The organism is Agromyces sp. Leaf222 (genome assembly GCF_001421565.1).
Classification (GTDB): Bacteria; Actinomycetota; Actinomycetes; order Actinomycetales; family Microbacteriaceae; genus Agromyces.
On the sequence record NZ_LMKQ01000001.1, the window covers coordinates 1,841,829 to 1,863,404 of the forward strand.

The following is a 21,576-nucleotide window of genomic DNA, read 5'->3' on the forward strand; positions in this document are numbered from 1 at the left end:
GTGGTCGCACCGGAGTTCATCGTCCCGCCGCCCGGGTTGATTCCCGAGGTGCCGAAGCCAGACGCGCCGAAGCCGGACGCGCCGATCGCCGGAGCGCCGACCGCTGACGTGCCGATCGTCGACGCGCCGATCGCCGGCGTGCCGATCGCCGATGCGCCCGGTGCAGTCGGCCTCACCCGACCGCCGGCGGAGCGCGCCGACCAGGGCGACCACACCGTGCGCGCGCTGCCAGGGCGCGCATTGCCAACGTTCACGCCGTTGCCGAGCGGCCCGCCCGCGGCATCCCTCGCAATGCCGCAAGCGCTTCGGCCTGCCATGCCGGAGTCCGCGGCCGCAACGTCGTTCAGCCTCACCTCTGCGGCGGGCGAGACGGTCGAGATCGTGGGCCGCGTCGTCGTCGGGCGCAACCCGACGATCGGCGCCGACCAGGTCGGTGCCACCCCGATCGCGCTCATCGACCCCACCCGCACGGTGTCGAAGACGCACGCGCTCATCGAGGTCCGAGGGGGACAGGTCGTGATCACCGACCTGCACTCGACGAACGGCGTCGCGGTGCAGGCGGGCGGCGGCGAGCTCACCGTGCTCGACCCCGGAGCACCCGCCGAACTCGAGGTCGGGGCGACCCTGCGACTGGGCGACCTCGCGCTGACGCTGCGCCGGACCACCAGCGGCACGGTGTAGCCTGTGACCATGCGCGCCACACGACGTCTTCTCCTTCGGTGCCGCGGCGGGGCCTCGTTCTAGGCCGTTCCCGTCGCGGAGTCCGTCGTCGGCCGTTCCCTGTTTCCGAGGAAGACGAACGCATGAACAACAACATCGCAACTGCACGCCCGCGCACACTGGCCGAGAAGGTCTGGGACGCCCATCTGGTGAAGAAGGGCGAAGACGGCACGCCCGACCTCATCTACATCGACCTCCACCTCGTGCACGAGGTGACGAGTCCGCAGGCCTTCGACGGCCTGCGCCTGGCGGGTCGCCCGGTGCGTCGACCCGATCTCACGATCGCGACCGAAGACCACAACACGCCGACCCTCGCGATCGACAAGCCGATCGCCGACCTGACGAGCCGGACGCAGATCGAGACCCTCCGCCGCAACGCGGCCGAGTTCGGCATCCGCCTGCACTCGCTCGGCGACAAGGAGCAGGGCATCGTGCACGTCGTGGGCCCGCAGCTCGGACTCACGCAGCCGGGCATCACGGTCGTCTGCGGCGACTCGCACACCTCGACGCACGGCGCGTTCGGTGCCATGGCGTTCGGCATCGGCACGAGCGAGGTCGAGCACGTGATGGCCACGCAGACGCTGCCGCTGAAGCCGTTCAAGACCATGGCGATCAACGTCGAGGGCGCGCTGCGACCCGGCGTGACCGCGAAGGACATCATCCTCGCCGTCATCGCGAAGATCGGCACCGGCGGCGGGCAGGGCTACGTGCTCGAGTACCGCGGCAGCGCCATCCGCGCCCTCTCGATGGACGGCCGCATGACGATCTGCAACATGTCGATCGAGGCGGGCGCCCGGGCGGGCATGGTCGCGCCCGACCAGACGACCTTCGACTACCTCGAGGGTCGTGCCCACGCGCCGCAGGGCGACGACTGGATCGCCGCCGTCGACTACTGGAAGACCCTCGCCACCGACGAGGGCGCCGAGTTCGACGCCGAGGTGTTCGTCGACGCCGACGACCTCGAGCCGTTCGTCACCTGGGGCACGAACCCGGGGCAGGGCGTCTCGCTCTCCGAGAACGTGCCCGACCCGGCGGCCATCGAAGACCAGCACGAGCGGGCCGCCGCCGAGCGGGCGCTCGAGTACATGGACCTCGAGGCGGGCACGCCTCTGAAGGACATCCGCGTCGACGCCGTCTTCATGGGCTCATGCACGAACAGCCGCATCGAGGACCTCCGTGCGTTCGCCTCGATCATCGAGGGCAAGCAGAAGGCCGACGGCGTTCGCGTCATGGTCGTTCCCGGCTCCGCCCGGGTTCGGCTCGAGGCCGAGGCCGAGGGGCTCGACAAGGTCTTCGAGGCGTTCGGTGCCGAATGGCGCTTCGCCGGCTGTTCGATGTGCCTCGGCATGAACCCCGACCAACTCGCCCCCGGTGAGCGCTGCGCGTCGACGTCGAACCGCAACTTCGAGGGACGTCAGGGCAAGGGCGGCCGCACGCACCTCGTGTCGCCGCTCGTGGCCGCGGCCACCGCGATCCGCGGCACGCTCTCGAGCCCGTGGGATCTGCAGACCGAAGGAGAGGCGAGCTGATGGAGAAGTTCACGACCGTCACGGGCATCGCGGCGCCCCTGCGCCGCTCGAACGTCGACACCGACCAGATCATCCCCGCCGTCTTCCTGAAGCGCGTCACCAAGACGGGCTTCGAAGACGCCCTCTTCTCCGCGTGGCGGCAAGACCCCGAGTTCATCCTGAACCAGCAGGCCTATCAGGGCGCCCGCGTGCTCATCGCCGGACCCGACTTCGGCACCGGCTCCAGCCGCGAGCACGCCGTCTGGGCGCTGCGCGACTTCGGCTTCGACGTCGTCATCAGCTCGCGCTTCGGCGACATCTTCCGAGGCAACTCCGGCAAGCAGGGCCTGCTCGCCGCACAGGTCGCCTACGAGGACGTCGAACGACTGTGGGAGGTCATCGAGGCCCAGCCGGGAATAGCGGTGACGGTCGATCTGGTTGCTCGTACGGTCAGCGTCGGAACGCTGACGGTGTCGTTCGACATCGACGACTACACTCGGTGGAGGCTTCTCGAAGGGCTCGATGACATCGGGCTCACCCTGCGTGACGAAGCGGCGATCGCCGAATTCGAGACGCATCGAGAGGCCTGGCGGCCGAAGACACTCCCCATCCGGGAGCCGGCGGAATCAGGAACTCTGTGAACACACTCGGGCAGGATGCCAAGAACCACGCTTCTGCGGTCGGACTCAATGTCGACCGCATCACGATCAACGGCGGCAAGCCGCTGGTCGGGCGCATCGAACTGAAGGGCGCGAAGAACCTCGTCACCAAGGCGATGGTCGCAGCGATCCTCGGCGATGGGCCGAGCGTGCTGAAAGACGTGCCGAACATCAGCGACGTGCGCATCGTGCGCGGGTTGCTCGAGGTGCACGGCGTGACGGTGACCGACGGTCCCGTCGAGGGCGAGCTCATCCTCGACCCGACCGCCGTCGAGACGGCGCACATGGCCGACATCGACGCGCACGCCGGCTCGAGCCGCATCCCGATCCTGTTCTGCGGTCCGCTCCTGCACCGCCTCGGCGAGGCGTTCATTCCCGACCTCGGCGGGTGCCGAATCGGCGACCGCCCCATCGACTACCACCTCGAGGTGCTGCGCAACTTCGGCGCCATCGTCGAGAAGCTCCCGAGCGGCATCCGCATGTCGGCGCCCGACGGGCTGCACGGAGCCAAGGTGGCGCTGCCGTACCCGAGCGTCGGTGCGACCGAGCAGGTGCTGCTGACCGCGGTGCTCGCCGACGGCATCACCGAGCTCTCGGGCGCGGCCATCGAGCCCGAGATCATGGATCTCATCAACATCCTGCAGAAGATGGGTGCGATCATCACGGTCGACACCGACCGCGTCATCCGCATCGAGGGCGTCGAGAAGCTCAGCGGCTACACGCACCGCGCGCTGTTCGACCGCAACGAGGCCGCGAGCTGGGCCGCGGCCGCGCTCGCGACCGAGGGCGACATCTTCGTCGGCGGCGCCCGCCAGGCCGAGATGCTGACCTTCCTCAACGTCTTCCGCAAGGTCGGCGGCGACTTCGACATCGAAGAGGACGGCATCCGCTTCTTCCACCCCGGTGGAGACCTGAAGCCGGTCATCATCGAGACCGACGTGCACCCCGGCTTCATGACCGACTGGCAGCAGCCCCTCGTCGTGGCGCTCAGCAAGGCGAAGGGCGTGTCGATCGTGCACGAGACCGTCTACGAGCAGCGCTTCGGCTTCGTCGACGCGCTCGTCGAGATGGGCGCGTCGATCGAGGTGCACAAGGAGTGCCTCGGCTCGGCGACCTGCCGGTTCGGCCAGCGCAACTTCAAGCACTCCGCCGTGATCTCGGGCCCGACCCGGCTCACGGGCGCCGACATCGAGGTTCCCGACCTGCGCGGCGGCTTCAGCCACCTCATCGCGGCGCTCACGGCCGACGGCCGCTCGACGGTCTCGAACGTGGGCATCATCGCGCGCGGGTACGAGAACTTCATCACGAAGCTCGAGCTCCTCGGGGCGGACTTCGAACTCGACGCATAATGGGTGAGTGCAACACGACGACGCGTCTCCCGTCCATCCTGTGAAGGCGCGTTCGGAGACCCGCCGCCCGTCGTTCTTCTGGCTCCTCGCCGTGCTGGTGCTGCCGATCCTGAGCCTGATGGTGCGGTTCCGCTTCCATCATCGCGATCGGATGCCGCAGGCCGGCGCCTTCGTGCTCGCGCCCAATCACTACAGCGAGATCGATCCGGTGGTCATGGGCGCCGCGACCTGGAAGCTCGGGAGAGCACCCCGATTCATGGCCAAGGCCTCGCTGTTCAAGAATCCCGTGCTCGGGTGGCTCTTGCGCACGTCGGGGCAGATCCCGGTCGAACGCGCGGGCAGCAAGAGTCATGCGGCGCTCCGTGCCGCCGAAGAGCTGGTCGAGAAGGGGCGGATGGTGGTCGTGTATCCCGAGGGCTCCCTGACACGTGATCCCGATCTGTGGCCGATGCGCGGCAAGACGGGCGCGGTCCGCATCGCGCTCGAGCGGGACATCCCGATCGTGCCCGCCGCGCACTGGGGCACGCAGGAGCTCATGGGCCGCTACGGCAAGAAGCTGAAGCCGTTTCCGCGCAAGACGATCGACGTCATCATCGGCGAGCCACTCGACCTCTCGGCGTACCGGGGCAAGCCGCTCGACCAGGCCTCGCTGCTGAAGGCGACGAGCGAGCTCATGGACGCCATCGCGAAGCTCCTCGCCGAGCTGCGTGGCGAGGAGGCGCCCGCCGAGCGGTGGGATCCCACCAAGCACGGCCAGAAGGAGACGGGGCGCCTCGATGGCTAGGGCGGTCAAGACCGGGCGCGGAGCCCGCGTCGCCGTGCTCGGCGCGGGCAGCTGGGGCACGACGTTCGCGAAGATCCTCGCCGATGGCGGCGCCGACGTCGTCATCTGGGCCCGTCGTCCCGAGCTCGCCAAGGAGATCAACGAGGGCAAGCGCAACAGCGACTACCTCCAGGGCGTGAACCTGCCATTGGCGCTGCGCGCCACGAGCCGCCTCGACGAGGCGCTCGCGGGCGCCGAGCACGTCTTCGTGTCGGTCCCGAGCCAGACGCTGCGCGAGAACCTCATCGCGGCAGAGCCGTTCCTGCCGGCCGGCGCGACGATCGTCTCGCTCATGAAGGGCGTCGAGAAGTCGACGGGCCTGCGCATGAGCGAGGTCATCGCCGACGTGCTGCCCATCGACCCGTCGCGCATCGCCGTGATCTCGGGCCCGAACCTCGCGCTCGAGATCGCGAAGGAGCAGCCGACGGCGGCCGTCGTCTCGTCATCGAGCCTCGAGACGGCGCAGGCCGTGGCATCCGTCGCCCGCAACCGCTACTTCCGCTCGTTCGTGAACACCGACGTGATCGGCACCGAGTTCGGCGGCGTGCTGAAGAACCTGATCGCGGTCGCCATCGGCATCGTCGACGGCGTCGGCTACGGCGAGAACACGAAGGCGTCGATCATCACGCGCGGCCTCGTCGAGATGACCGACTTCGCCGTCGCGTACGGCGCCCAGGGCGAGACGCTCTCGGGGCTCGCCGGCCTCGGCGACCTCATCGCGACGAGCCAGTCGCCGCTCTCGCGCAACAACACCGCTGGGCGCCTGCTCGGTCAGGGCTACCACCTCGCCGACGTCGTGAACCAGATGAACCAGACCACCGAGGGCCTGGCATCGGTCGGCCCCGTGCTCGAACTGGCGCGCGCCAAGGGCGTCGAGATGCCGATCGTCGAGCAGGTGCGCCAGGTGCTCGCCGGCACGCTCGAGCCGCGCGACCTCGCCCCTCACCTCACGACCGATGACGAGCCGCAGGGCGAAAGGACGATGGATGGACAAGCTCAGGGTGGTTCTGCTCTTCGGAGGGCGTTCAAGCGAGCATTCGATCAGCTGCGCGACGGCGGGCGGAGTTCTGGGCGCGATCGATCGTGACCGCTTCGAGGTGATCCCCGTCGGGATCACCCACGACGGCGCCTTCGTGCTCGAGAGCGACGATCCGACGCGCTTCGCCCTCGATCCGGGCCACCTGCCCGAGGTCGTCGACAACGGGTCGCGCGTGCGCTGGCCCGAGAGCGCGGCATCGCGCGAGCTCCGGGTCAGCGATGCCGCGGGCGAGCGTTCGCTCGGGGAGATCGACCTCGTCTTCCCGATCCTGCACGGCCGCTTCGGCGAAGACGGCACCGTGCAGGGACTGCTCGAGCTCGTCGGCCTGCCCTACGTCGGCAACGGCGTGCTGGCCTCGGCGCTCGGCATGGACAAGCACTTCACGAAGACCGCGCTCGAGGCGGCCGGCATCCCGGTGGCGCCGTGGGTCACGCTCTCGCGCGGCGCACTCGAGGCCGACGCCGAGCTGTGGAACCGTCGGGTTCGCGGCCTCGGGCTGCCGGTGTTCGTCAAGCCGGCACGGGCCGGATCGTCGGTCGGCGTGACGAAGGTCTCCGACTGGGCAGACCTCGAGGCCGCGCTCGAGGTGGCGTTCGCCGAGGACCGAACGGTGCTCGTCGAGCAGGCGGTGCCCGGTCGCGAGATCGAGATCGCGGTGCTCGAGGGTCGCGATGGGGTGCGCGTGAGCGTCGCCGGAGAGGTGGTCGTCACCGGCCGCGAGTTCTACGACTTCGAGGCGAAGTACCTCGACGCCCCTGGCATCGACCTGGTCTGCCCGGCCGACCTCGGCGACGGCGAGACGTTCGAGCTCGAGCGCATCGCCCGGCGCGCGTTCGAGGCGATCGGCGCCGAGGGCCTCGCGCGCGTCGACGTGTTCCTCGGCGACGAGGGCTTCGTCGTCAACGAGATCAACACGATGCCCGGATTCACGCCCATCTCTATGTTCCCGACCTGCTGGCTCAACACCGGCCTCAGCTACCCCGAGCTCATCGCCGAGCTCATCGAGGTCGGCCACGCGCGCGGCGCGCGCTGACGCGGGCGGTCCACGATTCGGCGAACGGCGCCGGGATGCACCCGCATCTCGGCGCCGTTCGCGTCGCTCGGCGGCGTGCGGGTTCGCCGGGCACGGCCCATGCGACCCTGCGCGCCGTGTCGCGACATCCGGTCTCGCGACATCCGGTCTCGCGACGTCCGGGTTCTGCGACGACCTCGCGGGGCGGCGCTCAGTCCGTCGGCACCGCGTCGTCGACCGAGGTGCACGCGCCGTCGGACGGGATGACCGAGACCGCGGTCGAGAGATCGGTGATGACCGTCGTGCCCGAGACGACCTCGCTGTCGATGAACACCTCGACGGCCGGCGTGCGGCCGAACGTGGTGAACCGGTAGTTGGGCTTGTCGGAGTCGTCCATGATCCAGTCGACGTCGTTGACGCTGTAGCAGGGGTCCGTGGTGGGTCCGGGGGTCGGCACGCCGCAGCGCAACAGCACGGATGCCGGGTCGCCCCACGCCCCCGTGCCCTGCGCGTCGGTCTCGCGTTGCGGCTGCTCGGCGACCTCGTCGGGAAGGCGCACGCTGAGTTCGGCGCAGGAGACGTCGATCGCCTCGGGGGCCGGCTGCATGTTCACGATCGGGGTGCAGCCCGTGAGGGCGGCGCCGGTCAGGGCGGCCAAGGCGACGAGCGCAGAGCGGATGCCGGTGGCCCGGGTACGACGGCGGCGCGGCGGCGTGACGGGGTGCTGAGACATCCGCTCCAGCGTACCGTGCGGGCCCTGGCGGTTCGGACGGCGGCTCAGCGCGCAGGCGCGGATGCGCGCCTTCACGGGATCAGCAGTTCGGCCGGCAGGATCGCTGCGACAGGGCGTCGGTGAGCACGGTCTTCAGGTCTTCGGGGCGCTGGGCCGAGTACGCGGCCCCGCCGGTGGCCTCGGCGATGAGGCGCATCGACTCGATATCGGTGTCGGGGCCGATGCCGACCAGCACGACGGGCACCTGCTCGCCGTCTTCGGCCATGGCGGCGAGTTCGTCGAGCAACTGGTCGCGGCTGATGCCGTTCTCGTCCTCGTTCTTGCCGTCGGTGAGCAGCAGCACCGAGTTCACGGTCTCGGGGTCGTACGCCGAGCGCACCTGCTTCACGGCGGCGAGCGTCGTGTCGTAGAGCCCGGTCGCGCCGCCGAGCCTGGCGGGCAGCGAGGCGAGCACGTCGAGCACCTGCGTGCGGTGGGCCTCGTCGGCGAGCGGCTCGATGGGGGAGAGGTCCTCCCAGTCCTGGTCGCCGATCCGGGTGGTCGAGAATGCCCACACGCCGACGTCGACGGCCTCGGAGAGCTGCGAGATCGTGGTCGACGCGGCCTGCTGCAGCAGGTCGATGCGGCGGAGCCCGGTGATCGTGGGCTCCTCCATCGAACCTGAAACGTCGATGACCGAGAGGATGCGCGAGCGCAGGCTCACGACGCCCCAGGTGCGCAGGATCGAGACCTGTGCGGATGCCGCGGCCGACCCGACCTCGGTCGCGTCGGCGAGGACGCCGTCCTGCTTGAGCTCGCCGCCGCCGGTGCCGTCGCGGAATCCCTCGGCGGCGAACCGGTCGGAGGCGTCCCACAGAGCGATCTTCAGGGCGTCGAGTTGTTGGGCGCGCAGCTCGAGCTCGGCACGGGCGGCGTCGTCGCCGGTCGGTTCGCCTTCGGCGTCGAGGTTCTTGGCGAGTTCGGACTCGTCGAGCATGCGGAGGAACGGGAATTGCAGCGCGAGGGTGCCGTCGGAGGGGTAGAGCGCGAGCAGGGGCGTCGACGCATCGTCGTGGTTGTGCATCGCGACCTGCTGCTCGCTCGCGATGGCGACCGTGCCGGGCGGGCTCACGGCGAGCGAGCCGAATGCGGCGTCGACGCGTGCGGGTGCACCGTCGCTCAACCGGATCATCGCGTTCTGGAACTGCTTGGCCTGGCCGATGGGTGCGGCCCGCTCCATGGCCTGTAACCCGTTGAGGCTCGCCGACGAGGCCTCGGGGTCGGCGAGGAGGGTGGGCAGGTCGCCCGAGAGCACGTCGGTCCAGCTGAGCGTGCGGCCCGCGAGGGCCTTGGCGCCGCTCACCGGTGCGGCGAACACGACGGGGCTCGAGGCGATCGAGCGCTCGAGGGCGAGGTCCGGCACGTCGCGGCCGAGCGACCTCGCGCTCGCGGCCATGCGCACGAGCCACACGGGGGAGTCGGGGATCCAGGCGTCGATGTCGGAGCCGTTGCCCGAGGCGAGCAGGGCCGCCGTGTCGGCGCTGTCCTGCGCGACGACGTCGGTGCGCGAGCACGCGTCCTCGCGTGCGTCGTACTCGGCGGCGATGGCCTTGACGGGCCGGGCGATCGCCGTGTCGGCGACCACGGTGAGCTCGATGGGCTCGCCGCAGACGGGGCCCCCGGCGAACCAGGCGCTCAGCGAGCCGCTCGCCCAAGCCGTGCCCGCGCCGCCGACGAGGGCCACGCCGACGACGCCCGCGGCGATCATCATGACCACGCGGCGGTGGTGGCGGCGCGATTGCTCGCGTTCGGCTCGTTCGCTTCGTCGACTCACTTGGGGCTCCATTGCGGCACGGTGAGCAACGTCTGAGCCACCGCGGTTCGGGTATCGCGGCCTGGGGGGAGGCCTGTTCAGCGTACGGCAGGTGCACCGGATTTGTAAGTATCCGTTACTTGCCCGACATGTGCCCCGCTCGGGGGACACGCGGAATCACGCGGAAGTTCGGCTGTCCTAGGCTTGCCACGTGCCCGCCTCACCCGAACCCGTGTCCGCAGATCGAGCGGATGTCGCGAGCGACGTCGAGGGCGCACGCGGGCCCGGTGAGCCGACGACCGGCGAGCTCGGCGAGATCGCGGTGCTCCGCCGCATCCTGCCTCGACTCGAATCCGGCAGGCACGCCCTGCTCGGCCCCGGCGACGATGCGGCCCTGGTCGCGGCGGCCGACGGCCGGTTCGTGGTCACGACCGACCTGCTCGTGCACGGCCCCGACTTCCGCCTCGCGTGGTCGACGCCGTTCGAGCTCGGGTGGAAGGCGGCGGCGACGAACCTGACCGACGTCGCGGCGATGGGGGCGAACCCGACGGCACTCGTCGTCGCGATCGCCGCGCCGCCGTCGACGGGCGTCTCGGTGCTCGAGGGCATCGCCGACGGCCTGCGCGAGGGGCTCGCCGCGCTCGCGCCCGGCGCCGGCGTGGTCGGCGGCGACCTCTCCGCCTCGTCGGTGCTCACTATCGCGGTCACGGCGTTCGGCGACCTCGAGGGTCGTGCCCCGGTGCTCCGCTCAGGAGCCCGCGTCGGCGACGTGATCGCGCACGCCGGTCAGCGTGGTGACGCCGCGCGCGGCCTCGCCCTGCTGTTCGAGGAGGCGACGGATGCCGCGGGCGAGCCCGATGCCGAGCTCGCCGCCGCACTGCGCGAGCGCGAGCCCGACCTGCTGCGGGCCCAGCTCGCGCCGAGCCCGCCGGTGCACGCCGGCATCATCGCGGCGAAGGCCGGGGCGACGTCCATGCTCGACGTGTCCGACGGACTCGCGCGCGACGGGCGCCGGATCGCCGAGGACAGCGGGGTCGCGTTCGACTTCGACTCGGCGGCGCTGGGCGACGACGTCGAACGGGTGCGGCTCGCGCTCGCGGGCGGCGAGGATCACGGCATGCTCGCGACGTTCCCGGCCGGCGGCGACATCCCCGAACCGTTCGAGGCCATCGGCCGCGTGGTCGAAGGTGCCGGGCGCGTGCTGCTCGACGGTCGTGACATCGCGGCCGACGGGTGGGACCCCTACTCCGGCTGGGACGGCCGAACGGGCTGATCGACGCCGCCCGCGCTTCTCAGGCGACCGGTTCGTCGGCTGCGGGCTCGGCGGCTGCGAGCGCGTCGGCTGCCGGTTCGTCGGCCGCCGGGTCTGCCGTGGTCGCCCACCAGAGGGTCGTCTCGCCGTAGTCGCGGCGCCGCTCGAGCTCGATGCCCGATGGCCACGCGGGTTCGGGCGAGCGAGCGCTGCGTTCGACGACGACGAGCGCTTCTGCATTGAGGAGCGGGGCGAGCAGGGCGAGGTCGCGCGCGACCGCCGCCTCGTCGAGGTCGTACGGCGGATCGATGAACGCGAGGTCGACGCCGGCGGGCGCGGTCTCGAGATAGGCGGCCACGGGCTTCACGACGACGCGGATGCGCGCGGCGCCGCGACCGATCGCCCGCGTGACCGCGTCGGCGTTGCGCCGGCACACGTCGGCGGCCGGCTTCGCGCGCTCCACGAGCACGACCTCGACCGCACCGCGGCTGGCGGACTCGAGCCCGAGCGCGCCGGAGCCGGCGTAGAGGTCGAGCACGACCGACCCGTCGATCGCGTCGCGAGCCTCGAGCGCCGAGAAGATCGCCTCGCGCACGCGGTCGCTCGTTGGCCGCGTGCCGGATCGCGGCACGGCGAGGGAGAGGGAGCCGGCGGCGCCGGCGATGATGCGCGTCATGCTGCTGGCAGCCTACCGGGACGTCGCGCGTCGTCGAGGGCGTGACCGGGCCGGCCTCCGCTGCCATGATGGGAGCGTGGATGCCCCTACCTCCCGTGATCGCGTCGACCCGGTCCGCCTCGAGCCCGTCGATCAGGCGCTCATCGACCGGCTGTGGGACTTCGGCGATGCCGAGTCGAGTGCCGAGCGGTTCCGTGCCGCGGCTGACGCCGCCGGCGCCGCAGGCACCCCGCACGAGCAGGCGGTGATGACCACCCAGCTCGCCCGTGCACTCGGCCTGCAGGAGCTCGCCGAGGAGGCGACCGACGTGCTCGACGGCGTCGCCGCGATCTTCGACGGTGCAGGGCACGACGAGGTTCCGGCCGAGGTGCGGGCCAGGGTCGCGATCGAACGTGGCCGGCTCCTGGCGGCCGATGACCGCCCGACGCAGGCCGTGCCCGAGTTCACGCTCGCCGTGCGCGAGGCGGCGCAGGCGGGTTCGGCGTTCCTGGTGCTCGACGCGCTGCACATGCTCGCCCTGAACGACGCCGGGCACGAAGAGGAGTGGGCGGCCGAGGGCATCGACCTGCTCGAGGGCCGGCGCGACCCCCGCACCCTCCGCTGGGGCATCGCGCTGCACCACAACCTGGGCTGGGTCAAGCACGACGGCGGGCGGGCGGGCGCTGCACTCGTCGAGTTCGAGCGCGCCGTCGAGATCGCCGACCGGTACGGCTCGAGCGAGCAGCAGCAGGTCGCACGCTGGTCGGTCGCGCGCTGCCTGCGCACGCTCGGTCGCACCGACGAGGCGCTCGAACTCCAGCTCGCACTGGCCGGGCTCCGGCCCGACGACCCGTACGTGCAGGCCGAGATCGAGGCGTTGACGGCGGGGCGGCCTACGATCGACGCATGACCGCCGACTCGCCAGACGACTCCGCAGCCGTCGGCCGGTACACGCTCGACTCGCGCCTCACCGGGGCGCTCGGCGGCCGCACGGCCCAGGCCCTCGAGCGTGCGTTCGGCTACCGAACGGTCGGCGACCTCCTCTCGCACTATCCGCGTCGCTACGCGCTCCGCGGCGAGCTGACGGCGCTCGCCAGCCTGCCGCTCGACGAGAACGTCACGATCGTCGCCGAGGTCATCGAGGTGCGCGAGCGCACGATGAAGTCTCGGCGCGGGTCGATCCTCGAGGTGAAGATCTCCGACGGCACGGGCATCCTCACGCTCACCTTCTTCAACCAGGCGTGGCGTTCGCGGGAGCTCGTGCCGGGTGCGCGCGGCATCTTCGCGGGCAAGGTCGGCGACTACCGGGGTGCCCGCCAGCTCGCCCATCCCGACTACGAGCTCTTCGACGACGCGACGCCGAGTTCGCCGACCGACCCCTCGGTCAAGCGCTGGGCCGAGGCCCCGATCCCGATCTACCCGGCGACGGGCGCGCTCGCGAGCTGGCAGTTGGCGAAGGCGATCGCGCTGCTGCTCGACGGCCTCGAGACGACCGATGCCGCCGGCGACCCGATCCCCGAGTCCGTGCGCGCCGCTCGCGGCCTCATCGCCCAGCGGCAGGCGCTCGAGAAGGTGCACCGGCCCGAGGTCGAGTCCGACTGGAAGACGGCCAGGCGCACGCTCCGGTTCACCGAGGCCCTCGTGCTGCAGACGGCGCTGCTGCAGCGCAGGGCCGAGCTCAGGGCGCACGCGACGACCGCGCGGCATCCGGCCGCCGGCGGCCTCCTCGAGCGCTTCGACGCGTCGCTGCCGTTCGAGCTCACGGGCGACCAGGTCGAGGTCGGGCGCGCGATCGCCGACGACCTCGGCGAGCCCGTGCCCATGAACCGGCTCGTGCAGGGCGAGGTGGGGTCGGGCAAGACCGTGGTGGCGCTGCGCGCGATGCTCGCCGTCGCCGACTCCGGCGGACAGGCCGCGCTCCTCGCGCCCACCGAGGTGCTCGCGGCGCAGCACTTGCGCTCGATCGTGCGCATGCTCGGGCCCGAGCTCTCGGCGACGCTCGTGCCCACCCTGCTCACGGGCCAGCTGCCCGCCGCCGAGCGGCGCAAGGCCCTGCTGCGTGCGGCAGCCGGGCAGTCGCGCGTCGTCGTGGGCACGCACGCGCTCATCGGCGAGAACGTCTCGTTCGCCGACCTCGGGCTCATCGTGGTCGACGAGCAGCACCGGTTCGGCGTCGAGCAGCGCGAGGCGCTGCGGCTCAAGGGCCGGCAGCCGCCGCATGTGCTCGTGCTCACCGCCACGCCGATCCCGCGAACCGTCGCGATGACCGTGTTCGGCGATCTCGACATCTCGACGATCCGCGAGCTGCCGGCCGGGCGCGCCGGCATCGAGTCGTTCGTCGTGCCGCTCGCCGAGCGCCCGGGGTGGCGTTCCCGCGTGTGGGAGCGCCTCGCAGAAGAGGTGGCTGCCGGCCGCCAGGGGTTCGTCGTCTGCCCGGCGATCGAGGCGCGCGTCGCCGAGGAGGCCGATCCCGTCGGCCCCGCCGATGCCGGCGGCGAGGGCGCGGGGGCGGATGCCGCGGCTCGCCCCGTCGCATCCGTCGCGTCGGTGTCCGCCGAGCTCGCCGAGCTGCCCGCGTTCGCCGACATCCGCGTGGCCCAGCTGCACGGACGCATGTCCGCCGACGAGAAGGATGCGACGATGCGCGCCTTCGCGGCGGGGGAGATCGACGTGCTCGTGGCGACCACGGTGATCGAGGTCGGCGTCGACGTGCCCAATGCGAGCGCGATGGTCGTGGTCGACGCCGACCGCTTCGGCGTCTCGCAGCTGCACCAGCTGCGCGGGCGCGTCGGTCGAGGCGGCCTGCCTGGGCTCTGCCTGCTCGTCACGGCCGCCGATCCCGGTTCGCTCGCGCGGCAGCGCGTCGAGGCCGTCGCGGCCACGCTCGACGGCTTCGAGCTCGCTCGCGTCGACCTCGAGCTCCGCCAAGAGGGCGACGTGCTCGGCGCCACCCAGTCCGGCGGCCGATCGTCGTTGAAGCTGCTGCGCGTGGCCCGCGACGGCGATGTCATCGCCGATGCGAGGGCCGTCGCCGGCGAGGTGCTCGAGGCCGACCCGTCGCTGCAGCGGCATCCGGCGCTCGCGGCCGAGGTGCGTCGCCGTCTCGACGACGACGCGACCGGATTCCTGAGCAAGGGCTGAGACTCTCCGCGACCCCTTTCGCCGCCAGCGCCGAGCACTACGCTGGTGCGTATGCAGCGGATCGCCGTCGTTCCCGGTTCCTTCGACCCCGTCACCAGGGGTCATCTCGACGTCATCGAGCGGGCGGCCGGCATCTTCGACGAACTGCACGTCGTGGTCGTGCACAACCCCGACAAGAACGCCCTGCTGCCCATCGCGCAGCGCGTCGCCCTCATCGAGCGCGCCATCGCCGATGCCGGCATCGAGGGTCGCATCGTGGTCGCGTCGTGGAGCATGGGCCTGCTCGTCGACTACTGCAGCGACGTCGGCGCCACGGTGCTCGTCAAGGGCGTGCGCTCGCAGATCGACGTGGCCTACGAGACGCCGATGGCGATCGTGAACCGTCATCTCGCGGGCGTCGAAACCGTCTTCCTGTTGCCCGATCCCGGCAATGCGCACGTGTCGAGTTCGCTCGTCCGCCAGGTTGCGGCGCTCGGCGGCGACGTCGCCCCCTACGTTCCCCCGGCCGTCGCCGAGTACCTCCAAGCGGCGATGACCTCGTGAGCGAGGCATCCGTGAGCCGGGCGCCCGCAGCGCAGACCGACACCGCGCAGACCGACACCGCGCAGATCGACCCCGCGCACCCGGGCATCGTGCTCGACGAGGTCGACGACGCGGCATCCGTGATGTCGATCGACGAGGTGGGGGTGCTGGCCGCCCGCATCGTGACGAACGTCGAGACCGTCATCGCGGGCAAGCGCGACGCGATCACCGCGGCCCTGACCGTGCTGCTCGCCGAGGGCCACCTGCTCATCGAAGACGTTCCGGGCGTCGGCAAGACGATGCTCGCGAAGGCGCTGGCCCGCTCGGTGGGCAGCAGCGTGAGCCGCATCCAGTTCACCCCCGACCTGCTGCCGAGCGACGTGACCGGGGTCTCGGTCTTCGACCAGGCGAGCCGACGCTTCGAGTTCAAGCGCGGTCCGGTGTTCTCCAACATCGTCATCGGCGACGAGATCAACCGTGCGAGCCCGAAGACGCAGGCCGCCCTGCTCGAGTGCATGGAGGAGCGCCAGGTCACGGCCGACGGCACGACCTACCTCCTCGACCTGCCGTTCACCGTGGTGGCCACGCAGAACCCCGTCGAGATGGAGGGCACGTACCCGCTGCCCGAGGCGCAGCGCGACCGCTTCATGGCCCGGGTGTCCATGGGGTACCCCTCAGCGGTCGACGAGCTCGCGATGCTCTCCACGCGCGAGACGTCCAGCCCGCTCGACAGCCTCGAAGAGGTCGTCTCGGTCGACGAGCTGCGGGCGATGATCCGCGCCGTGCGGCACGTGTTCACGTCGCAGCCCGTCAAGGAGTACGCCGTCGAGCTGGCGAGGGCCACTCGCGAGGACCGCCAGCTCCGGCTCGGCGCGAGCCCTCGCGCCACGCTCCAGCTCATCCGCGCGGCGAAGGCCCACGCGGCCATGCACGGTCGCGAGTTCGTGCTTCCCGACGACGTCGACGCCCTGGCGGTCGCCGTGCTCGCCCACCGGCTCGTGCCGACCAGCCGGGCCGTCGGCTCGCACGATCGCGACAGCGGGCCGCTGATCGACGCCATCGTCGGTCGCATCATCGCGCAGACGCCCGTGCCCGTCGGGAGCGCTCGAAGGAACTGATCATGGCCCGCAACCGCCTGCGCTCGCTGTCGTGGCCGCGCCTCACCCGCCGTGGCATCGCGCTCATCGTGGTCGGAGCCGTGCTCGTGGGCATCTCGCTGTGGTTCGACCTCCGCGACATCCTCCTGCTCGCGTTCGTGGGCCTCGCGATGCCGATCGTCGCCGCCGCGTTCGTGGCGCTGCGGCGCCCGAGCCTCGCCGTGCAGCGTTCCTTCGCCCCCGCCGTGGTCTCCGCGGGCGAAGCCACGCGGGTCGCGCTGGTCGTCGTGAACCGCGGACGGCGAACGCTCGACGGCGCGCACTGGCGCGATCGTGCCCCCGAGGGCACCGTCGGTCCACCGTCGGCGCTGCTGCCCGCCCTCGGACCGCACGAGATCGTGCTGCCGTCGGGCGACGATCGCGTCAGGATCGAGTATCGACTTCGGATGCCGCGACGCGGCGTCTTCCCGGTCGGCCCGTTGCGCATCGGGGTCACCGACCCCTTCGGCCTCGCGAACGTCGAGCGCGAGGCCGGCGCACCGCACGAGGTCGTGGTCACCCCGCGCGTCACGCCGCTGGCCGAGGCGCTGGCCACCGCGGCCAGCATCGACGGCGTCGTGCACGGCCTGCAGCGCCGCACGCATCCGAACTCCGATGAACTCATCGCCCGCGAGTACCGCTACGGCGACCCGTTGCGACGCGTGAACTGGCCGGCGACGGCGCGGCGCGGCGAGCTGATGGTGCGCGAGGAGGAGCAGCGGGGCGACCCGGAGGCGCGCATCCTGCTCGACCTGCCGGGCGAGGGGCGTCATGGTCTCGCGGTGCACCGCGAACGCGACGACCTCGTCGACGAGCGCGTCGAGCTCGCGATCGAGGTCGCCGCGTCGATCGGGGTGCACCTGCTCGAGAACGGGTTCCGGTTGCGCTGCACCGGCATCGCCGACCCCGAGCAGGGGCTCGTACCGACGGCGCCCTACGGAGGCGAGTACCGCATGCCGGGCGGCGACCACCAGTTGCTCGAGGACCTCGCGAGGACGAATCCCGCAGGCCGCCGCGAATCCGCCCGACGCGAGGCCGGGCGGCATGATCAGGGTCGCCACGACCACGGGCGACACGGCTCCGACGATCGGGGCTCATGGGCAGAGCTCCGCTCGAGGGGTCGCGACGCCCGAGAACCCGGCTTCGCGGTGCTCGTCGACCCCGGGCAGGCAGAGGCCGCCGCCCTCGTCGCGCTCCGCGCCGGGTTCGAGCCGGCCGTCGCGTTCGTGACGGCGTCGGTGACCTCCGGTGTGCGTCGCATGCTCGAAGACGCGGACTGGCACGTGGTCGACGTCCGTCGTGCCGTCGAGATCGGCGGGGCCTGGTCGGCCGTCGCCACGAAGCCGACGGCGGTGCACGATGCATCCTGATGCGGCGCTGACGAAGCGCGGGCGGCTCACCCTCACCGCGGCGTCGTTCCTGCTGATGGTCGTGGCGACGATGTCGCTCGGCCCCCTGATCGCGGGCGGCGGCTGGTGGTGGCTCTGCGCGTTCGTCTCGGCGGGCGTGTTCTTCGGCGGCACCGGGCTGCGCGCCCTGCGGGTTCCGTCGGGGCTCGTGCCGGTGCTCGAGGGCGTCGTGCTCCTGCTGCTGCTGACGGTGCTGTTCGGCGGGGCGACGGCGATCGCGTTCATCGTGCCGACGCCGGACACCTTCGCACTGTTCGGCGAGCTCTTCACCGGCTCGCAGCGCACGATCGCGCAGCAGACGGTGCCGGCGGTCGCGGTGCCCGCCCTCACGTTCGCCCTCGCGCTCGGGGTCGGCACGCTCTCGATCCTGCTCGACGTGTTCGTGCAGATCGCGCGGGCCCCGGCGCTCGCGGCCGTTCCGGCCTTCGTGCCCGTGCTCATCCCCGGCTTCCTCGTCGAGGACGGCGTCGACATCCCGGTGCTCGTGGCGACGGCTGCGGCGTACCTGTTCCTCCTGCGCGTCGACGTGCGGGTGACGCGGCGCGCCCGCATCGCGCGTGGCGATGACGACGAGGTCGCGACGGTCGCCGCGCCGAAGCGGGTGCCGGTCGCGTCGACCCTCGGGGCCTCGCTCGGTGTCGCCGTCACGGGGCTCATCGTCGCGTCGCTGCTCACCGCCTCGACCCCGAGCATCTCGACCAGCCTGCTCCTCGGCAACGGGTCGCAGGGCGCACTCTTCGCGCGCGGGGTGAGCCCCTTCCTCGACCTGGGCCGCGACCTGCGTCGGCCAGAGGCGAGGCCGGCGTTCCGCTACCTGGCGCGCGACGGCGATCGCCCCAACTTCACGCTGCTGACGCTCGACCGGTTCGAGGGAGACGTGTGGGCGGTGACCGAGAGCCCGGTCGACGGCGACAACACGGTCGATGCACTCGGTGCGCCCGAGGGCCTGGGCGCCGACGTGCAGACCTCCGAGCATCCGATTGACGTGCTGGTGAACGAGGTGCGCACCACCTGGCTGCCGGTGCCCTACCCGTCGACGCGCATCGACGGGCTCTCCGGGTCCTGGTACTGGGACGACGGCGCACTCACCGTGCGCAGCGTCGACACGAACACCGCCGGCCAGCGGTACGAGGTGACCAGGCTCGAGGTCGAGCCCACGGTCGATCAGCTTCGGGCCGCAGGGCCCCCGAGCGCGGCGGATCCGCAGTTCCTCGAGCTGCCCGACGAGGTGCCCGAGATCATCACCGCGACGGCCTCCGAACTGGCGGGGTCGGCGGCGACCCCGTACGACGCGGCGGTCGCGATCCAGGCGTACCTCCGCTCGGCCGACTTCGAGTACTCGACCGATGCCCCCGTCGAGGAGGGCTACGACGGCGGCGGATTCGAGGTCATCGCCGCGTTCCTCGAGGCGAAGAGCGGGTACTGCGTGCACTTCGCATCCACGATGGCGGTGCTGGCCCGTGAGGCGGGCATCCCGTCGCGCATCTCGGTCGGGTACACCTCCGGCACCCCGACCACCGAGCGGGTCGACGGCGTGCAGCGCGTCGAGGTCGACTCGCACGACCTGCACGCCTGGCCCGAGCTCTACTTCGAGGGCGTCGGCTGGGTGCCGTTCGAGCCCACCCCCGGTCGTGGAACCGTGCCCGAGTACTCGCGGCCCGGTGCGGGACAGGCGCAGACGTCGGTGCTGCCTGCGGCCCCGTCGTCGACCGCGCCGGCGACCGGTCGCCCCGAGGTCGACCCCGATCGCGGCCTCGCGGGCGGCGCCGTCGGTTCGCAGCAGAACGACGCGGCGATTCGGGCGGCCGCGCTGCTGCTCGCCGTGCTCGCGCTGCTGCTGCTGCCCGCGGGGCTGCGCGTGCTCCAGCGTGCGACGCGACGCCGCCGCATCCGCCTCGGTCAGGGTCCTGCGGATGCCGCGTGGGACGAGCTGATCGCCACGGCGAGCGACCTCGGCATCGAAGGGGTCCAGGCCACGCCGAGGGTGTTCGCCGCGTACGTCGGGGCGCGACCGGGCTTCCGCGATCCTGCGACGCTCGACGCCCTCGTGCGCCTGCGTGATGCGGTCGAGCGCGCGCGATACGGACCCGATGGCGTGGGCGTCGACGCCGGCCCGGCGACCGAAGGAGCCGGTCCGAACCCGCGATCGGGACTGCTGGCCGACCTCGACCTGGCGTGTCGCGCGATGATCCGCGACGCGAGTCCGCGCGACCGCGCGATCGCCGTGCTGATTCCCAAGTCGCTCGCAGACCGCGTTCGGCGCGCATCCGGCATTCGCACAGCGGACGGCGCGTAGAATCATCGCTTGTGGCCATTCAGTATTCGCCGTTCCGCGTGAACGTGCGCGACCTCCTCAACCGACCTGGCGAGATGCGCGAGCATCAGTTCCGGGTGCCGGTGCGCGAACCCCTCGGTGAGGGGCTCGTCGCCGTTCGCGAGGGGTCCGAGCTCGATCTCGACGTGCGGCTGGAGTCCGTCCACGAGGGCATCCTCGTGTCGACGAGCATCGATACGGTCGCCGATGGCGAGTGCGGTCGATGCCTGATCGACGTGTCGCTGCCCGTCGAAGTCGAGTTCCAGGAGCTTTTCGCGTATCATTCTGGAGAAGCTTTCGAGTTTGAGGTTCAAGACGACCACGTGGATCTTGAACCGCTCATCCGAGATGCGGTGGTGCTGTCACTGCCGTTCCAGCCGGTCTGCCGGCCGGACTGCCCTGGTCTCGACCCAGAGACCGGGCTGCGACTGGCTGATCATCCTGAACTCGACACCCCGACCGAGCACGACCCGCGATGGGCCGCGCTCGCAGGGCTGCAAGCTTCCGAAGACCAGGGCACGGATGTCGCATCCGACGCCGACCCGAAGAGAGATTGAGAGAACGTCATGGCTGTTCCGAAGCGGAAGAAGTCGCGAGCAAACACCCACGCGCGTCGTTCGCAGTGGAAGGCTGAGGCCCCCACGCTGGTGAAGACCGTCGAGAACGGCAAGGTCACGTACAGCCTGCCGCACCGCGCGAAGGTCGTCGAGGACTCTGCGGGCACCCCGCTGTTCCTCGAGTACAAGGGCCGTAAGGTCGCCGACGTCTAGTCGACGCCCCTCGCAGCAGCAACGACCGGTCGTGACGCGCACGGAGCGCACAGGGCTCGCGGAGCCGAATCTCGTTGAGCTGCAGCAATTGCTGCAGATCGAGATCGATCCCGAGCTCCTGCTCCTGGCGCTCACGCACCGGTCGTTCGCGTACGAGAACGGCGCCATTCCGACCAACGAACGCCTCGAGTTCCTCGGCGATTCGATCCTCGGCCAGGCGGTCACGGTGCGGTTGTTCCGCGACCACCCAGAACTCGACGAGGGCGAGCTCGCCAAACGGCGCGCGAGCCTCGTGTCGAGTGCGGCATTGGCCGAGGTGGCGCGCAGGCTGGCGCTCGGCCGGTACATCCGGCTCGGGCGCGGCGAGACGCTCACCGGTGGGGCCGACAAGCCGTCGATCCTGGCCGACACCGTCGAGGCCATCATCGGCGCCGTCTACCTCGATGCGGGCGGCGATGTCGCGACCGCGTTCGTGCTGAGCCTGATCACGCCGTTGATGCGCGACCCCGAACGGTTCGGCGCCTCGATGGACCCCAAGACGAGCCTGCAGGAGATCGCGGCCAAGCGCAGCGCCCCGCCGCCCGTCTACACGCTCACCGAGAGCGGCCCCGACCATCACAAGCACTTCGTTGCGACGGTCGTCGTCGGCACGCTGGTGGAGGCCTCCGGCGAGGGTTCGAGCAAGAAGCAGGCCGAGATGGCCGCGGCGCTCGAGGCCTGGACCGCGCTCACCGCGTCCTGA

20 protein-coding genes are annotated in these 21,576 nt (G+C 71.4%); 17 read left to right on the forward strand and 3 right to left on the reverse strand.

What is annotated here, in order from left to right; all coding sequences use genetic code 11:
* The 7 genes from ASE68_RS08075 (at position 1) to ASE68_RS08105 (ending at position 7,131) form a co-directional block, all read left to right on the forward strand.
* Complete coding sequence (locus ASE68_RS08075) at positions 1 to 681, forward strand: FHA domain-containing protein (protein WP_055857160.1); 681 nt, start codon at positions 1 to 3, stop codon at positions 679 to 681.
* A gap of 122 nt (positions 682 to 803) precedes the next feature.
* Positions 804 to 2,249, forward strand: coding sequence for a 3-isopropylmalate dehydratase large subunit (leuC, locus tag ASE68_RS08080; RefSeq protein WP_055857164.1), 1,446 nt, complete (start codon positions 804 to 806; stop codon positions 2,247 to 2,249).
* Positions 2,249 to 2,869, forward strand: a complete 621-nt coding sequence (gene leuD / locus ASE68_RS08085; protein WP_055857167.1) for a 3-isopropylmalate dehydratase small subunit — start codon at positions 2,249 to 2,251, stop codon at positions 2,867 to 2,869. Before leuC ends, leuD begins: the two co-directional genes overlap by 1 nt.
* Positions 2,866 to 4,236 carry a UDP-N-acetylglucosamine 1-carboxyvinyltransferase gene (gene murA, locus ASE68_RS08090; RefSeq protein WP_055857170.1) on the forward strand — a complete coding sequence of 457 codons (1,371 nt, stop codon included), beginning with the start codon at positions 2,866 to 2,868 and terminating at the stop codon, positions 4,234 to 4,236. Before leuD ends, murA begins: the two co-directional genes overlap by 4 nt.
* Positions 4,237 to 4,276: 40 nt before the next feature.
* The gene (locus ASE68_RS08095; protein WP_235480794.1) at positions 4,277 to 5,020 is read left to right on the forward strand and encodes a 1-acyl-sn-glycerol-3-phosphate acyltransferase; all 744 of its coding nucleotides are present in this window, start codon (positions 4,277 to 4,279) and stop codon (positions 5,018 to 5,020) included.
* Positions 5,013 to 6,146: an NAD(P)H-dependent glycerol-3-phosphate dehydrogenase gene (locus ASE68_RS08100; RefSeq protein ID WP_055857177.1), complete on the forward strand. Its 1,134-nt coding sequence runs from the start codon at positions 5,013 to 5,015 to the stop codon at positions 6,144 to 6,146. The genes ASE68_RS08095 and ASE68_RS08100 overlap by 8 nt, the downstream gene beginning before the upstream one ends.
* Entirely contained in the window at positions 6,046 to 7,131 is a 1,086-nt protein-coding gene (locus ASE68_RS08105) for a D-alanine--D-alanine ligase family protein (protein WP_055857180.1), read from the forward strand. The genes ASE68_RS08100 and ASE68_RS08105 overlap by 101 nt, the downstream gene beginning before the upstream one ends.
* A gap of 190 nt (positions 7,132 to 7,321) precedes the next feature.
* On the opposite strand, the gene ASE68_RS08110 is transcribed toward ASE68_RS08105, so the two are convergent.
* Positions 7,322 to 7,843, reverse strand: a complete 522-nt coding sequence (locus tag ASE68_RS08110; RefSeq protein ID WP_055857181.1) for a DUF3515 family protein — start codon at positions 7,841 to 7,843, stop codon at positions 7,322 to 7,324.
* A gap of 79 nt (positions 7,844 to 7,922) precedes the next feature.
* On the reverse strand, positions 7,923 to 9,656 hold the full coding sequence (locus ASE68_RS08115; protein WP_162238260.1) for a VWA domain-containing protein: 1,734 nt from the start codon (positions 9,654 to 9,656) through the stop codon (positions 7,923 to 7,925).
* Positions 9,657 to 9,951: 295 nt separating this feature from the next.
* Here ASE68_RS08115 and thiL point away from each other — a divergent pair, with 295 nt between their 5' ends.
* Positions 9,952 to 10,908 (forward strand): thiamine-phosphate kinase, encoded by a 957-nt coding sequence (gene thiL / locus ASE68_RS08120; RefSeq protein ID WP_055860980.1) that lies wholly within the window; start codon positions 9,952 to 9,954, stop codon positions 10,906 to 10,908.
* A 19-nt stretch (positions 10,909 to 10,927) separates the two neighbouring features.
* On the opposite strand, the gene ASE68_RS08125 is transcribed toward thiL, so the two are convergent.
* Positions 10,928 to 11,563: an RsmD family RNA methyltransferase gene (locus ASE68_RS08125; protein WP_055857189.1), complete on the reverse strand. Its 636-nt coding sequence runs from the start codon at positions 11,561 to 11,563 to the stop codon at positions 10,928 to 10,930.
* A 76-nt stretch (positions 11,564 to 11,639) separates the two neighbouring features.
* Here ASE68_RS08125 and ASE68_RS08130 point away from each other — a divergent pair, with 76 nt between their 5' ends.
* The 9 genes from ASE68_RS08130 (at position 11,640) to rnc (ending at position 21,576) form a co-directional block, all read left to right on the forward strand.
* Positions 11,640 to 12,452: a hypothetical protein gene (locus ASE68_RS08130; protein ID WP_055857194.1), complete on the forward strand. Its 813-nt coding sequence runs from the start codon at positions 11,640 to 11,642 to the stop codon at positions 12,450 to 12,452.
* Complete coding sequence (locus ASE68_RS08135) at positions 12,449 to 14,683, forward strand: ATP-dependent DNA helicase RecG (protein WP_055857197.1); 2,235 nt, start codon at positions 12,449 to 12,451, stop codon at positions 14,681 to 14,683. The genes ASE68_RS08130 and ASE68_RS08135 overlap by 4 nt, the downstream gene beginning before the upstream one ends.
* Positions 14,684 to 14,734: 51 nt before the next feature.
* Positions 14,735 to 15,226: a pantetheine-phosphate adenylyltransferase gene (coaD, locus tag ASE68_RS08140; RefSeq protein ID WP_055857199.1), complete on the forward strand. Its 492-nt coding sequence runs from the start codon at positions 14,735 to 14,737 to the stop codon at positions 15,224 to 15,226.
* A 122-nt stretch (positions 15,227 to 15,348) separates the two neighbouring features.
* Positions 15,349 to 16,323, forward strand: coding sequence for a MoxR family ATPase (locus ASE68_RS08145; RefSeq protein ID WP_082462341.1), 975 nt, complete (start codon positions 15,349 to 15,351; stop codon positions 16,321 to 16,323).
* A gap of 2 nt (positions 16,324 to 16,325) precedes the next feature.
* Complete coding sequence (locus ASE68_RS08150; RefSeq protein WP_055857202.1) at positions 16,326 to 17,711, forward strand: DUF58 domain-containing protein; 1,386 nt, start codon at positions 16,326 to 16,328, stop codon at positions 17,709 to 17,711.
* The gene (locus ASE68_RS08155) at positions 17,701 to 20,046 is read left to right on the forward strand and encodes a DUF3488 and transglutaminase-like domain-containing protein (RefSeq protein WP_055857207.1); all 2,346 of its coding nucleotides are present in this window, start codon (positions 17,701 to 17,703) and stop codon (positions 20,044 to 20,046) included. Before ASE68_RS08150 ends, ASE68_RS08155 begins: the two co-directional genes overlap by 11 nt.
* Positions 20,047 to 20,120: 74 nt before the next feature.
* Positions 20,121 to 20,621 (forward strand): DUF177 domain-containing protein, encoded by a 501-nt coding sequence (locus ASE68_RS08160; RefSeq protein ID WP_055860986.1) that lies wholly within the window; start codon positions 20,121 to 20,123, stop codon positions 20,619 to 20,621.
* 9 nt (positions 20,622 to 20,630) lie between these two features.
* Entirely contained in the window at positions 20,631 to 20,834 is a 204-nt protein-coding gene (rpmF, locus tag ASE68_RS08165; RefSeq protein WP_055857210.1) for a 50S ribosomal protein L32, read from the forward strand.
* 79 nt (positions 20,835 to 20,913) lie between these two features.
* Positions 20,914 to 21,576, forward strand: coding sequence for a ribonuclease III (rnc, locus tag ASE68_RS08170; RefSeq protein ID WP_055860989.1), 663 nt, complete (start codon positions 20,914 to 20,916; stop codon positions 21,574 to 21,576).

Coding starts and splice junctions, on each gene's coding strand:
- rpmF (WP_055857210.1), top strand. CDS start 20,631: ATGGCTGTTCCGAAGCGGAAGAAGTCGCGAGCAAACACCCACGCGCGT.
- leuC (WP_055857164.1), top strand. CDS start 804: ATGAACAACAACATCGCAACTGCACGCCCGCGCACACTGGCCGAGAAG.
- ASE68_RS08125 (WP_055857189.1), bottom strand. CDS start 11,563: ATGACGCGCATCATCGCCGGCGCCGCCGGCTCCCTCTCCCTCGCCGTG.
- ASE68_RS08160 (WP_055860986.1), top strand. CDS start 20,121: ATGCGCGAGCATCAGTTCCGGGTGCCGGTGCGCGAACCCCTCGGTGAG.
- ASE68_RS08155 (WP_055857207.1), top strand. CDS start 17,701: ATGCATCCTGATGCGGCGCTGACGAAGCGCGGGCGGCTCACCCTCACC.
- coaD (WP_055857199.1), top strand. CDS start 14,735: ATGCAGCGGATCGCCGTCGTTCCCGGTTCCTTCGACCCCGTCACCAGG.
- ASE68_RS08110 (WP_055857181.1), bottom strand. CDS start 7,843: ATGTCTCAGCACCCCGTCACGCCGCCGCGCCGCCGTCGTACCCGGGCC.
- ASE68_RS08150 (WP_055857202.1), top strand. CDS start 16,326: ATGGCCCGCAACCGCCTGCGCTCGCTGTCGTGGCCGCGCCTCACCCGC.
- ASE68_RS08100 (WP_055857177.1), top strand. CDS start 5,013: ATGGCTAGGGCGGTCAAGACCGGGCGCGGAGCCCGCGTCGCCGTGCTC.
- ASE68_RS08105 (WP_055857180.1), top strand. CDS start 6,046: ATGGACAAGCTCAGGGTGGTTCTGCTCTTCGGAGGGCGTTCAAGCGAG.
- leuD (WP_055857167.1), top strand. CDS start 2,249: ATGGAGAAGTTCACGACCGTCACGGGCATCGCGGCGCCCCTGCGCCGC.
- ASE68_RS08135 (WP_055857197.1), top strand. CDS start 12,449: ATGACCGCCGACTCGCCAGACGACTCCGCAGCCGTCGGCCGGTACACG.
- ASE68_RS08145 (WP_082462341.1), top strand. CDS start 15,349: ATGTCGATCGACGAGGTGGGGGTGCTGGCCGCCCGCATCGTGACGAAC.